Raw genomic sequence first — 12,840 nt, 5'->3', positions numbered from 1 at the left:
TTAGAAATCAAGCATTAATGATATTATAGCGGCAATTTTCAAAAAACCTTTAGATAAAAATGAATCCAGTAATAGAGCAGTTAAATAACAACTTAAAAGTATTATACAGACAAGCCCTTGATGCAGATAATCAACTAGACACATTACAAAAAAATGGCCATGCTAAATTTAGTGCTCTGTTAAAAGATCCTGCTTTTTCGTTTGATGCAAAACGTTTTAAGCCTTATATATTAGATATTGCATCTGCAGTTGAAACATTAAGTAAACAAGATGATTTAGATACAGCGTTATTAGAATCAACAGTTGTGAAATTACAAAAAATTCACCAATTACTCGCTAATTTCAACAGCAAGTAACGTACATTATTCAACCAGGCGGTTAATTTAAGCTATACTTAATCTAATACCATTTATTTGGAGGGATTATGTCGATAGCACTCCCTTTAACTGTCGGTAGTGAAATACAAAAGGCGGGCGCACTTCAAAAACAAAAAGGCTCTGAATCATCGAGCTCTCGATTTGGTGCGTTTTCCGATGATGTTATTAAAATATCGCAGTTAGGTTTACAAAAACAGTTAAGTGAAAAGCTAACTGAAACCTCAGTCAGTACATCAAATGAATCGGTTAGAGTAAGTAGCACAATTGGCAAGTCGCAATCAGTAAGCAATTTAACGCAAACACAAGCAACACAACTTTATAAAGATATTGCTGCTATTTTATAAAACACTTTAACCTTTTCAAAACAAAAAACCTCATTAAAAATGAGGTTTTTTTGTATTTATTTGTAGTATCGCTTTATTTAATTTGCGTTAATAATTGTTTATTAAACCACTCTGATATTAACTTATGATCGTAGTAAAAAGAGCCATCTCTGCCACTTTTAATTTTATCCATAAAACCCATATCTTTTAGCTTTACATCATCTTTGTTTATTAACTTGCCTTTACTGTCGGTTAATACATAGCTAAATTTAATTTTAGGGAAGTAGATAGGTTTTACAACGCGCATTTCATTCATACCACCAAAACGCACATCACCCGCTAAATCTAGGTCATTAACTTTAACTCTTAATTTATATCCATCAGGTAATTTTTTAGCTAATTTAGCAAAATGCTTTTCAAATGATTTCTTAACCTGTTTATGAAAAGATCCTTTAGGTCCGCCATTTGGTCTCACGTCCGTAAAGTCGTTAAAATCACCCCAAGTTACTTTTGATTTAAAATCACTAGGACTATCAGAAGCATTTGCCAGAAGAGGTATAGATAAAACCAATACTGCTGCTATTTTATTAATTACTTTCATTACGCCATCTCCAAGAGAAAAACAACTTAAAATATTTGCAGCTAAGATACCAAGTATAAACTTAACATAAGCTTAATGAGCATCAGACAATCAGCATATAATATCAATAAATTTTACGAATTATTTACCTAATAGTAAATGGAAAACAATTGAATAAAAAGCTTAATAAATGATTTTCATAAGAGAAAAGTCATTGCCTACAATCAATATATTCCCTAAAGCGCTTTGAATTTACGCTGAGTGACTGGTAAATTAACGGAAATGCTATTAAGTCAAAATGCCTGACATGCTTTGTTTATAACGACGAGATAAATTAAGTAAATCACCATTTTTTAATGTTACTAAATAATCGCCATTATCTGTTGGTTTTAGCTCAGTAATACTCTGTTTTTTCACCAGTGAAGATCTATGAATACGAATAAACCCATATGATGTTAATTTATCTAACATAGCTGATAAGGTTTCTCTGTGTAAAATAGGCCTTTCTTCATCGGATAAATGTAGTTCAACATAGTTTCCTGCACTGCCAACCCATAAAATATCATCGGTATCTATTATGCGAATTTTGCCAGTATCTTTAACAACGATGGGGTCTTTTGCCGTATTAGGTAATTGAAATTGACTCAATAAATTTTGAATGTGTGCCATAGGAGCTTCAACAACACGATTTAATTCTCTTAACAATTTACGTATGCACTTTTGGAATCGCTCACTACAAAAAGGCGTAATTAAATAGTCAATAACCCCTAAATCAAAAGCATTAGCAGCTTGAATTGAATTTTCAGATAAATATACAATTCTGATATTTGGGGAAAGTTTTTCTATTAAATGGCTTTGTTCTTCATCAGAAAGCAGATTTGAGTCAATGAATAAAACATCTATCTCACCAGATAAACATACACCTAATACATCGTCTTTATTACTTGTCAAAGCAACGGCTTCAAAGTCAAAATAAAACTCTAATAACTGCTTTATATTAAGGCGTGTTTTTTCATTTGCACTGGCGATAACAACATTATATTTATTCATTTCCCACTTCCTTATACGATAGAACTCGCAGTAATATACGAAACTTATCGTACAAGTCAATACTTTAGGAATTTATTTCACGTTATTTTATACTTACTTACTCAGAAACAAGCTCTACTGAGCGATAAAAACCATCATCATTTGAAAGTAATTCAACTAACTCTGGCATCACTGAATCCATAGTATTACTTAGATTCCACGGTGGGTTTATCACTATCATGCCTGATGCTGTCATGCCATGTTCTTCGGTATCTTTTGAAGTGCCTAGCTCATAAAGGTGAACATTTTTAATACCTGATTCAATCAGTGACGCTTCCATTTTTTCAATTCGCTCTCTATCTACAACTGGGTACCAAATCATATAAGTACCTGTTGCAAATTTTTTATATGCAGTTGCAACTGTTTTAACAACTAATTCATAGTCTGATTTAATTTCATAAGGCGGATCAATTAAAACACAAGCACGACGACATAAAGGCGGTAATAAGCCTAATAACCCCTGAAAACCATCTTCTTTTCTTACTTTTCTTTTTCTTGTTGGTCTAAAATTATTAGATAAATGGCCATGATCTTGCGGGTGTAATTCAAATAACCAAGACTTATCTTGTGCTCTTAATACCTTATGAGCAACCGCAGGAGAACCTGGATAAAATGACAATTCATTTTGGTTAAAACCTTTGATTAAATCTAAGTAATCTATAATTGCTTGATTATCACCTGAATACGACCATAATTTAGCGATACCTTGTTCAAATTCTTGCGTTTTTTGTGCTTCACTTGAGGAAAACGCATACATTCCAGCTCCACTATGCGTATCAATATACTCAAATGATTTATCTTTTTTTGTGAGGTACTTTAATACTTCAAACAATACTAAGTGTTTTAACACATCGGCTGGGTTTCCAGCATGAAATGAGTGACGATAACTAAGCATTTAAAATCCTATTTTTCTTTTAATAAAGAGGTAGCTTTCGCTATTTTACTTAAAAAGCTAACTTATTTCAGCTATTCGTGCGTAAACAGTAGCAATATGTACAAGTTTAGATTAAATTTGCAGTTATTATTAAACCAGTTATAAGAGCGCCTTATGTTAAACGAAACACTTCCTCAACTCGAACAACTGATCAATCAACTTATTGAACAAAACAACCAGTTAAAACAAACTGTTTCTGAGTTAAAAGATCAAAACCACAAACTTACTGATGAAAATGAAACACTACAACTTGAAGCGTTAGAAGTAGATGAAAAACAAAAGCATGCTGCAACAACTCTTGAAGGTTTATTAACTAAATTACAAAGTGTTCAGCAGGCTAATTAATGTCTCCAACCCACCCAAAAGGTATTAAGGTTGAAATCATGGGGCAGCAACACCAGTTTGCTTGCCCAGATGGACAAGAGCCCGCTTTAAATGAAGCAGCACAACATTTAGATAAGTTATTTTGGGATATCAAACAGCGTAGTGGTATTCGAAATAATGACAGAGCACTTTTGATGACAGCTTTAAATTTAAGTCACGAACTCGCTTTGGCAAATCAAAAATTAGAGAAAAATCAGCAAGATCTCAATGCTTTAATTTCTACAGTAAATAACGCACTCGATAATAAATAGTGCGTTATTTCGCATAAACCTCTGGTAATTAATACCCTTTTATAACCATAATGTACTCCACTTTTGTAAACATGAAAACTTTATGGCTTCAAAAAGTAGAATATTAGGCATTAAATTCATTTTAGTAAGCATTACTTTGCTTGCTGTTTTAATTAGTGATGCGCATGTATTTGCAACCTTACTTAAAATTCAACAAACTCAAAGTACCAGTCTTTTACAGTTATGGGGCTTTTTAATTGTTGCTGGCGGATTGATAGCGGGTTGTTCATTGTTAAAAATTAAAAAAACGCATTATATTCATTCAGCAATTTATTTAATTATGGCGGTTGTTTTTATATTTTTACCTTTCATAATCATTAAGTCTCCTTATGTGGTTTTACAAGTTATTAGTTAATATTTTTATTACAGCTATTTTTTAAACTAGTCTACACTCAAAATATTCATCAGCTCGGATTACAATCTGTATGGCGCAGCTTAGAATATTAATTATACTTGCTCTTATCGGCTGTCAATCAAATAACGTGGCGGTTAACAAATCAAGCCTTAAAGTTAAAAATAACCACTCACCGATAAAGCCTAATGAAGCAGATAAAACACCTAAAATTACACAAATAGCAAATAAAGAAAAAATACAAAAAACAACGATTAAAAAACCAGCTGAAGTTACTGACCTATGGCTTAGAATAGCTATGCAGTTAAAACTGCCAGCTCCGAAAAATAAAAAAATAGATCAAAGAATTGCTTGGTATTTAAAACACCCTTATTACATGCATACAATAACAAAACGCAGCGAACCCTTTCTTTATCATATTGTAAATCAAATAGAACAACGAAAATTACCATTAGAGCTGGCTTTATTACCCATAGTAGAAAGTGACTTTGAAATAAAAGCGCTATCAGCACAAGGTGCAACGGGGATTTGGCAACTTATGCCAATTACCGCAAAACATTTCAATTTACAAAAAAATGCTTGGTACGATGGTCGCTATGATGTGCTAGCAGCAACCACTGCCGCTTTAGATTATTTAGAGTATCTACATTTTAAGTTTTCAAAAAATTGGCTACATGCCATTGCTGCATATAATTCGGGCGAAGGCCGTGTAAAACAAGCTATTATTGAAAATAAACGCTTAGGTAAAAAAACTGATTTTTGGTCATTAAAGTTACCGACTGAAACAACAAATTACATACCCAAACTACTTGCTTTATCATCTATTTTAAAGCAACAAGACAAATATCATTTTTGGCCTAAATTAAAAAACCAAGCAACTACAATTAATATAGATATAGGCCAGCAATTTGATATGTTAATTGCTGCTAAAATCGCAAAAATAAAAATGCAGACGTTATATAAGTTAAACCCAGGTTATATAAGTAACTCAAGTCCAAAAGATGGTCCGCATCAATTATTAGTACCCATTAGCCAAGCTCATTACTTCGACTCGCATTATCAATTAATTGATGGCAAACTTGTTTATGGCCGTTATCAAGTAAAAGCAAAAGATTCATTATTTAAAATATCAAAGAAATTTAATACCACAGTTAATAAGTTAAAAGCTATCAACCAACTAAATGGCGACTTAATTAAAATAGGCCAAGTATTAGCATTACCAGCATATAAGAACTCAGAACTCACAGTTAAATATCATATAAGCCCCTATTTACAACGTAAAAAGATACCTAATAAAGTTAAAGTAAGTACGTATTACACCGTTAAAAAAGGCGATACATTATGGGATATAAGCCAGCTATATGGGGTATCCTTTAAAGATTTAGCTGTTTGGAATGAAATTGATAAAAATGCAATTTTAAAGCTAGGTAAAAAAATTATTATTTGGCTAGAAAAAGATCCCGCACCACTTGAAGCCAAACCAAAAGCGACTGTTAACAATCAGTTTTTAGATATATTAAATATAAATACTACTATTCCTAATTAATTTGTTTTAAAGCGTTATATTCCAGTACAATTATAAAAATTTATAAATAAACTGAAATATTATGTCTATAAGCAAAAATTCTGTTGTTGAATTCCATTACACACTTACTGAAAATGATGCAGAGATTGAAAATAGTCATTCATCTGAGCCGCTACAATACTTGCACGGTCATAATGCCATGTTACCGGGTATAGAAAACGCTATTGAAGGCAAAGCAACTGGCGATAAGTTTGAAATCACTTTAGCGCCAGAAGATGCTTATGGTGAAATCCAAGATGGTTTACAACAAAGAATTCCATTAAAACATTTATTAGACGGTTCTGGTGCACCAACTAAGAAAAAAGCCAATATCTTCAAAGCAGGAATGAACGCTTTTGTTGAAACAGATCAAGGCCGCCGCCAAGTTACAATTCTTAAAGTAGGTAAATTTAATGCCGACTGTGATTTAAACCACCCATTAGCAGGTAAAACACTTACATTTGCAATTGAAATAAGCTCAGTAAGAGAAGCTACTGAAGAAGAGTTATCTCATGGTCACGTACACGGCGCAGGCGGTTGTGGTCAATAACCAATCTGCTTCGCACCTTAGTATTAACCACTGCGTGGTATTAAGATAAAGCAGTGCGATACAACTAGATTCAATAATACTTTTTGCATTTTAAAACGTATTATTGAATCCCCTATTAATTAAAGCTATTTTCAAGTAAATAAACACCAAAAACTAACCAGTCATTCCAGAAGTTTTTTATCGGAAATCTCGCCACCTGAAAACTAGTTCTCTACAATATTTAAAACTATTTTTAAATGAATAAACGGCAAAAACCAGCCTAGTCATTCCCGAAGTCTTTTATCGGGAATCTCATTATTTAAAATCAGCTCACAACAGTCTTTAAAGCGATGTTTAAATGAATAAGCACCAAAAACAGTCCAGTCATTCCCGAAGTCTTTTATCGGGAATCCCATTATTTAAAATCAGCTCACAACAGTCTTTAAAACGATATTTAAGCGCATAAACTTCAAAAACCAGCCTAGTCATTCCCGAAGTCTTTTATCGGGAATCTCATTATTTAAAATCAGCTCACAACAGTCTTTAAAACGATGTTTAAATGAATAAACGGCAAAAACCAGCCTAGTCATTCCCGAAGTCTTTTATCGGGGATCTCGTCATCTGAAAATAAGGCAGTTATACTCACCTCTCAAGGTTCTTAATATCAAATCAATAAGCGATGAAAAACAAATGAAACATAAAATAATAGACCCACATATTCACTTATTTGATTTAACAAAAGGCCAATATCACTGGTTGCAAACTAATAACCCGCCCTTTTGGCCAGATAAGCACATCATTCAAAAAAACTTCACCGAGCAAGATCTCCAGTTAAATAATAATTTTATCCTTGAAGGTATTGTGCATATTGAAGCTGGTTTTGATAATGACTCTCCGCTAAAAGAGATCAATTTTTTACAGACAACAATTATCAATACACCTTTTAAAGCGGTTGCTTTTATTGATTTAACGCTACCGAGTAAAGAGTTCAAACTACAACTATCTAAACTTCAACAACATAAAAATAATCAACTAATAGGCATCCGCCATATAATGGAAGGTACTGATAGTGATTTAATATTTAATGAGAACTTATTTACCAACTTAACTTTATTGGCTGAATTAAATTTAATCTTTGAAGCACAATTTGAATTTCATGACCTTAATGCCACTAAACAATTAGCAATACACGCTAAAAGCTTATCAAGTTTAAAAATAGTGATAAACCATTGCGGTTTAGTTACTCAAGGTAAATACGAGCTTTGGCAACAAGCGATTAGTATTTTATCTCCCTATGAAAATATACATATAAAATGCTCTGGCTGGGAAATGGATAACAGACAATATAAACAGCTATGGCTAGAAAAAATCGTTAATCATTTATTATCTCAATTTGGCGAAAACCGAATTATGTTAGCAAGTAACTTTCCGCTTTGTTTGTTTAGTAAAAGTTACAACAATTTATGGCAAAGTTATTATGATTTAAATTTGCCAAATAATATTTGGCAAGCTATCAGCTTTGATAACGCAAAAGATACTTACCAACTAGAAGCAAAACCTAGCATCACAGTTTAAATACAGGTAAAATTTAACCATAAACTTATCTTAGGTATAAACCTGAGTAATTGACTCCACTATTCAAACAATACTTTGTAAAGAGAATTAAAAATGTCACTCTCACCAGACTTAATCAGCCAACTTGTTAAACTTGCATTAGACGAAGATTTAAATACAAATAAAGATGATACTTCATCAGGCCTAAGTACCACTGGAGATATCACGGCTTTATTAATTCCGCAAACACAAACAGCCAATGCAATCGTGATCACTCGTGAAGATTGCGTATTTTGTGGTAAGGCTATTGTTGAAGAAGTTTTTAAACAAGTAGATTCAAGTGTAAAGTTAGAGTTTTTAGTAAACGATGGCGACTCAGTAAAAGAAAATAGCATATTATTTATTGCAACTGGTAGCGCAAGAGCTATTTTAACTGCAGAACGTACAGCGCTTAACTTTGTGCAAACATTATCTGGCACAGCGACGACTACATCAATGTGTGTTAAAGAGCTTGAAGGCACAACGACACAATTACTTGATACCCGTAAAACGCTCCCAGGCTTAAGACAGTTACAAAAATATGCAGTTAAATGTGGTGGTGGACAAAATCATAGAATCGGCCTTTTCGATGCGTTTTTAATTAAAGAAAACCATATAGCAGCCTGCGGTGGTATCAATCAAGCAGTAACAGCTGCTAAACAAAGTATCGCTAAGCAAAAAAACCCAAGCATAAAAGTAGAAGTTGAAGTAGAGAACTTTGACGAACTAGAGCAAGCTATCAATGCAGGCGCTGACATTATAATGTTAGATAACTTTACAGTGGAACAAATTCAACAAGCAGTCACTTTTACAGATAAAAGAGCTAAATTAGAAGTTTCGGGCAATATGACTATTGAAACGTTAAAACAATACTCGCAAGCAGGTGTTGATTTTATCTCTAGCGGTGCATTAACAAAACATGTAAACGCAGTTGACTTATCAATGCGCTTTAGCAACAACTAATACAAAATACCTACTTGACTTTCAATAAGTAGCGCCATTTAAGTATCAGAAATAACATAATGTGTGTCTTAAAAAGTGAATTTACTCTAAATACAGTCTAAAACACAGATTTGTTATAAAAAGGTAACTAATAAACTACCAATAATCATTTTTGCATGATAGCATCTAATAATAATTGAGGGGTATATGGAGACACCTCTAATGATAAAGGGTTAGATGTTTTTTTTGAATTTAGTAATAAAGTCAAAAAACAATCTACTCTGAGTTTATAATGTATCAATGAGTTAAAACGGAATTAAATAAAAACTCAAAGACACACTTTCTCATTAGAGAATTTTAACTATACTAGAATAAATGCGTAGTTTAGCTGCCCAGTAGGCAGTGACATAGCGCTCTGTATATTAAGTCCCAACCCCGTTAGGAGAATAACGATGCAAAACATGAAAAATATGAAACAAAAAGCCCAAAAGGGTTTTACACTAATTGAATTAATGATCGTAGTCGCAATCATCGGTATTTTAGCAGGTGTTGCACTGCCACAATATAAAGAATATGTGCAACAGTCAAAATCTACTGCGGCAGTAAACGCATTAGAACCAAGTAAATTAAGAGTTGCGATGGCTTATTCAATTGTTGGCTCATTAGGCTGTACAGATAAAGGAGCTGGTACTACTAGTGACTCTACAACAATTAAAAACTGTAGTGGTAAAGGTATATTAGAAGTTACAAATGAAGGTATAACGGCTAAGCTGACACCTGCAGCATCTGATGATCAAATAACTTGGGCCTGTGAATTAGCTGGCACCAATGTTGTCGCTATCAAAAACTGTACTATTAAAAAGTAAATCTAACTTTTATTATATACGGAGCCTGTTGATATACAGGCTCTATTCTTTAGCTTAATCTCCCCTAAACAATTCTCTTAATAAAAATACTCATACAGCTTATTTATCCAACTATTAAATAAATAATTATTTTTATGATGCTTTTTATTTCAAATAGTTACAACTACTACATTAAAAACACTCACAAACAGCCTTTCTCAATTAAAAACGTTAACTATACTGAAATAAACGCATGATTTTTAATCAGAGTATATTTGTATTTAAGCTGATTTATTTAGATTAGATATTATGTGATTTATGAAGTAATAAATTAAAAAATTAACTAATTTTATCCCCAATCCCCGTTAGGAGAGTAACCATGATAAATTTTAATTTTAAACAAAAGGCACAAAAGGGTTTTACACCCGACATTCCGCAGCATTTTTAGCAATAAATTTCTTGATAGATGCTGCCCATGCAATTAATTATAATACTGTTCCTCTCCTCCACATTGAGGACTAATTGTTGCTCGCCACTGATTGTTAATACATGAAGACCTCGAAAGCAAAAGAACACCCAGCGAGCAGTTGGATTTTGGCACGTTTTGTATTTTAAGTTGGGAAAATATACCGACTGAGCCTTTAACTTTCTTCTGAGCTTATGCTCCAATGCGGCATAAACCATTAAGCAACACGTCATTACCATCAGTAGTGCTTCAATCCTTTCTGGCTTTTTCAAATAAAGAGACGCGGTTAAAAAGTCAGGACTCTTTAGGGATCTAAAGCCCTTTGCTACACTTTGTTGTGATTTATAAAGGCTAAGCATTTTCTCCATAGTTAGTGTTTCACTCAAGTCATTGTTTCTAAAATAAACATACCTTTTTACTGCAATCGCTGCTCCCGATTTTTTAACGACCAATATAACAGCCCTGTTATTTGATATTCATAGCTATCGGGTTGCTGATTTAGTTTGGGACGGCCACTTTGTTTAAATACAGCGTGTTTGAGTATTTCACTGTCACTTTTTCCAACCTCACGATAGGATTTTAACCATGTTTTTAATGCCTTATCCGCATCTAATGCACAAGAAAAACGTTGATGACTAAGTTTTTTGAATGATTTGAGAGCCGCGTTTGATTCTTTTTCCATACGTTTATCTAGCGTATGTTGCTCTCGTTTTTTCGCTTGTTCACTTTTAATTAATAACCAACGTTGCTTAACTTCGCCATAATTTGACTCAAGCCATGCTGCGCTTTAACCGATATCAAGCGGCTTAAAGTCGAGGGTGTACTGCTGAGCTATTGCTTGTTTTACTTGTTTTAACTACTGTGGGGCACGAGAAATAAATAACTGCTTCTGTTCGTCAAGTGATTGAATTGTTTCAGCAGTGCTGCATCGGCAATAAAGTATTGGCCATCTTGAGCTGCTTTTAGACTGCTAATATGATGTTTAACAATATTTTTAAACCCTTCATTGTTATTAATATTGCCACTGGCTGCTTGTATATATAATGGAATACCTGCCTTGTTTTCAGTGATCAGGTTAAGTACAAACTGATTCAGCTCTGGGCGATAGTCTCGACTGTAACCTCGAACTAGTTTTACTACTTTACTGTCGTTGTCATGCTCATAATTGCCATCAACATGAATACTTGTTGAGTCTAAATTAATGCCCTAGCAAGGAAGCTCTAGGTGCTTCACTACACTCGCTGATAACGTTTGGTAAATATCTGACACACCAGTTTCATAAAGCTTATCAAGGCAGCGCCCCAGAGCATCATCGTTAATATACTCCGCCTTGATCCCTTTACCTATAAAGCGCTCAACAGGGGTTCTTTAAAATATTGCGGATACATATGCAAAGTACGCCCAACAAAACCAAGGCCATTTAAAATCATGGCTTCAACAAGCTGACCATAAGAAATAAGCTTGTCATCACTGTGCTCAGGGAGTGCCTTATCAATTAACTTGGCAATACCAAGCTCTTTGTTCTTGCCAGAAATCAAACCTAAATAATCAAGACCTTTTGTTGAATACGACGCCATTATTTTTCCATCACCCAAAGATAAGTAATAGATCAAATATGGAGATCTGCGTCAAGCTTTTTTAATTAAATTTTTAGGTGCGGAAAGACAGTTACACTAATCGAATTAATGATTGTTGTTGCAATCATAGGCATTTTAGCCGCTGTGGCCTTACCTAAATATCAAGCGATACCGCAGGCTCAAAAGCAAATTCATGTTATAAAGAAATAGTTCCTGGAAAAACACAATTTGGAGTACTCACTGTATCTGGTCGTACTGCTGAATTAACTGATGGACCTGCAATTGGTTTACCGGTTGCTACAGTTTTTGAAAGCCACACAGTGACAACTACAACAATCGTTGGTGCTCTTCAGGGTGCTGCATCTATTGATTCAGGTGTTTTAAAGCTCACTAGAAACGCAACTGCAGGCATTTTGACTTGTACAACAACAGTTGCTGATCATGATTTAGTCCCTTCTGAATGTAGAAATGCACCTTAATTTTATAATCATAGTTTGAAAAACATGGTGTGATACTTCACACCATTTTTAATTATCTAATAGTATTTGCCTAATAATTATGAAATCAAACAATTTTGGCTTTACCTTAATAGAGTTAATGATAGTAGTTGCAATTATTGGCATATTTGCTGCTGTTGCTTTACCTGAATATCAGAGTTACGTTGCCAAATCCGATGTATCTTCATGTTATAAAGAAATACAATCTGGTAAAGTATTATTTGAAATAAAAGCAAATTCAGGAACACCTCAAATTGCTGCAGCTAAACTCTCTGAAATTAACGTATTAAACTCAGAATCTTATTCAAGCCATAGTATAACCTCTACGACTATCACAGGTGTAACCAAAGGTAGTACACCTGTAGAGCAGGTGCGAGTATCAATTTAGTAAGAAATGAAATTACAGGAATATGGACATGTAATATAACAAGTAGGCCTACAACATGGAGTAGTGATTATTCACCTCAAGGGTGTACTGAACTTTAATTACAGACTAAT

Annotated in this window: 19 protein-coding genes and 1 pseudogene; 13 read left to right on the top strand and 7 right to left on the bottom strand. The window is 33.6% G+C overall.

Translation table 11 applies throughout. From position 1 onward, the window contains the following. Positions 1-59 precede the first annotated feature (59 nt). Together PSA_RS05090 and PSA_RS05085 are read left to right on the top strand one after the other, a co-directional pair. The gene (locus PSA_RS05090) at positions 60-356 is read left to right on the top strand and encodes a hypothetical protein (RefSeq protein ID WP_042147286.1); all 297 of its coding nucleotides are present in this window, start codon (positions 60-62) and stop codon (positions 354-356) included. 68 nt (positions 357-424) lie between these two features. Further along, on the top strand, positions 425-721 hold the full coding sequence (locus PSA_RS05085) for a hypothetical protein (RefSeq protein ID WP_042147283.1): 297 nt from the start codon (positions 425-427) through the stop codon (positions 719-721). Between the two features lie 73 nt (positions 722-794). Here PSA_RS05085 and PSA_RS05080 read toward each other — a convergent pair whose 3' ends face one another. From PSA_RS05080 to PSA_RS05070, 3 genes are all read right to left on the bottom strand, one after another. After that, positions 795-1,301: a DUF3016 domain-containing protein gene (locus PSA_RS05080; protein WP_042147281.1), complete on the bottom strand. Its 507-nt coding sequence runs from the start codon at positions 1,299-1,301 to the stop codon at positions 795-797. 267 nt (positions 1,302-1,568) lie between these two features. Further along, entirely contained in the window at positions 1,569-2,330 is a 762-nt protein-coding gene (locus tag PSA_RS05075; RefSeq protein ID WP_042147280.1) for a LytTR family DNA-binding domain-containing protein, read from the bottom strand. A gap of 97 nt (positions 2,331-2,427) precedes the next feature. Beyond that, entirely contained in the window at positions 2,428-3,264 is an 837-nt protein-coding gene (locus PSA_RS05070; RefSeq protein WP_042147277.1) for a 23S rRNA (adenine(2030)-N(6))-methyltransferase RlmJ, read from the bottom strand. 153 nt (positions 3,265-3,417) lie between these two features. Between PSA_RS05070 and zapB the strand changes: the two genes are divergently transcribed. The 8 genes from zapB (at position 3,418) to PSA_RS26795 (ending at position 9,823) form a co-directional block, all read left to right on the top strand. Next, positions 3,418-3,648 carry a cell division protein ZapB gene (gene zapB, locus PSA_RS05065; RefSeq protein ID WP_042147274.1) on the top strand — a complete coding sequence of 77 codons (231 nt, stop codon included), beginning with the start codon at positions 3,418-3,420 and terminating at the stop codon, positions 3,646-3,648. Continuing rightward, the gene (locus tag PSA_RS05060; RefSeq protein ID WP_042147271.1) at positions 3,648-3,938 is read left to right on the top strand and encodes a cell division protein ZapA; all 291 of its coding nucleotides are present in this window, start codon (positions 3,648-3,650) and stop codon (positions 3,936-3,938) included. The genes zapB and PSA_RS05060 overlap by 1 nt, the downstream gene beginning before the upstream one ends. Positions 3,939-4,020: 82 nt before the next feature. Continuing rightward, a complete protein-coding gene (locus PSA_RS05055) occupies positions 4,021-4,332 on the top strand; it encodes a hypothetical protein (RefSeq protein WP_042147268.1) in 312 nt (103 codons plus the stop codon). 70 nt (positions 4,333-4,402) lie between these two features. Continuing rightward, on the top strand, positions 4,403-5,875 hold the full coding sequence (locus tag PSA_RS05050) for a LysM peptidoglycan-binding domain-containing protein (RefSeq protein ID WP_052380063.1): 1,473 nt from the start codon (positions 4,403-4,405) through the stop codon (positions 5,873-5,875). A 61-nt stretch (positions 5,876-5,936) separates the two neighbouring features. Further along, entirely contained in the window at positions 5,937-6,443 is a 507-nt protein-coding gene (locus PSA_RS05045; protein WP_042147265.1) for a peptidylprolyl isomerase, read from the top strand. Between the two features lie 669 nt (positions 6,444-7,112). After that, a complete protein-coding gene (locus PSA_RS05040) occupies positions 7,113-7,997 on the top strand; it encodes an amidohydrolase (RefSeq protein ID WP_042147262.1) in 885 nt (294 codons plus the stop codon). Between the two features lie 93 nt (positions 7,998-8,090). After that, positions 8,091-8,978 (top strand): carboxylating nicotinate-nucleotide diphosphorylase, encoded by an 888-nt coding sequence (gene nadC, locus PSA_RS05035; RefSeq protein WP_042147259.1) that lies wholly within the window; start codon positions 8,091-8,093, stop codon positions 8,976-8,978. 440 nt (positions 8,979-9,418) lie between these two features. Next, on the top strand, positions 9,419-9,823 hold the full coding sequence (locus PSA_RS26795; RefSeq protein WP_197276836.1) for a prepilin-type N-terminal cleavage/methylation domain-containing protein: 405 nt from the start codon (positions 9,419-9,421) through the stop codon (positions 9,821-9,823). A gap of 423 nt (positions 9,824-10,246) precedes the next feature. Here the strand turns inward: PSA_RS26795 and PSA_RS27075 are convergent, their stop codons facing one another. The 4 genes and pseudogenes from PSA_RS27075 to PSA_RS27060 all read right to left on the bottom strand — a co-directional run bounded on the left by PSA_RS27075 (position 10,247) and on the right by PSA_RS27060 (position 11,845). After that, positions 10,247-10,720 (bottom strand): IS1634 family transposase, encoded by a 474-nt coding sequence (locus PSA_RS27075; protein WP_371257779.1) that lies wholly within the window; start codon positions 10,718-10,720, stop codon positions 10,247-10,249. Beyond that, the gene (locus tag PSA_RS27070; RefSeq protein WP_371257778.1) at positions 10,684-10,950 is read right to left on the bottom strand and encodes a hypothetical protein; all 267 of its coding nucleotides are present in this window, start codon (positions 10,948-10,950) and stop codon (positions 10,684-10,686) included. The genes PSA_RS27075 and PSA_RS27070 overlap by 37 nt, the downstream gene beginning before the upstream one ends. A gap of 170 nt (positions 10,951-11,120) precedes the next feature. Further along, positions 11,121-11,450, bottom strand: coding sequence for a hypothetical protein (locus tag PSA_RS27065; protein WP_371257849.1), 330 nt, complete (start codon positions 11,448-11,450; stop codon positions 11,121-11,123). Between the two features lie 24 nt (positions 11,451-11,474). Further along, positions 11,475-11,845, bottom strand: a pseudogene (locus PSA_RS27060) (DUF4277 domain-containing protein). A 108-nt stretch (positions 11,846-11,953) separates the two neighbouring features. Between PSA_RS27060 and PSA_RS26790 the strand changes: the two are divergent. The 3 genes from PSA_RS26790 (at position 11,954) to PSA_RS26785 (ending at position 12,730) form a co-directional block, all read left to right on the top strand. Further along, entirely contained in the window at positions 11,954-12,055 is a 102-nt protein-coding gene (locus PSA_RS26790; protein WP_082305631.1) for a hypothetical protein, read from the top strand. Continuing rightward, positions 12,052-12,324, top strand: a complete 273-nt coding sequence (locus tag PSA_RS24335; protein WP_231665315.1) for a pilin — start codon at positions 12,052-12,054, stop codon at positions 12,322-12,324. The genes PSA_RS26790 and PSA_RS24335 overlap by 4 nt, the downstream gene beginning before the upstream one ends. 79 nt (positions 12,325-12,403) lie before the next feature. Next, complete coding sequence (locus tag PSA_RS26785) at positions 12,404-12,730, top strand: prepilin-type N-terminal cleavage/methylation domain-containing protein (protein WP_052380061.1); 327 nt, start codon at positions 12,404-12,406, stop codon at positions 12,728-12,730. Positions 12,731-12,840 lie beyond the last annotated feature (110 nt).

The organism is Pseudoalteromonas sp. '520P1 No. 423', from assembly GCF_001269985.1.
Classification (GTDB): Bacteria; Pseudomonadota; Gammaproteobacteria; order Enterobacterales; family Alteromonadaceae; genus Pseudoalteromonas.
This window is presented reverse-complemented; position numbering and strand designations above follow the sequence as displayed.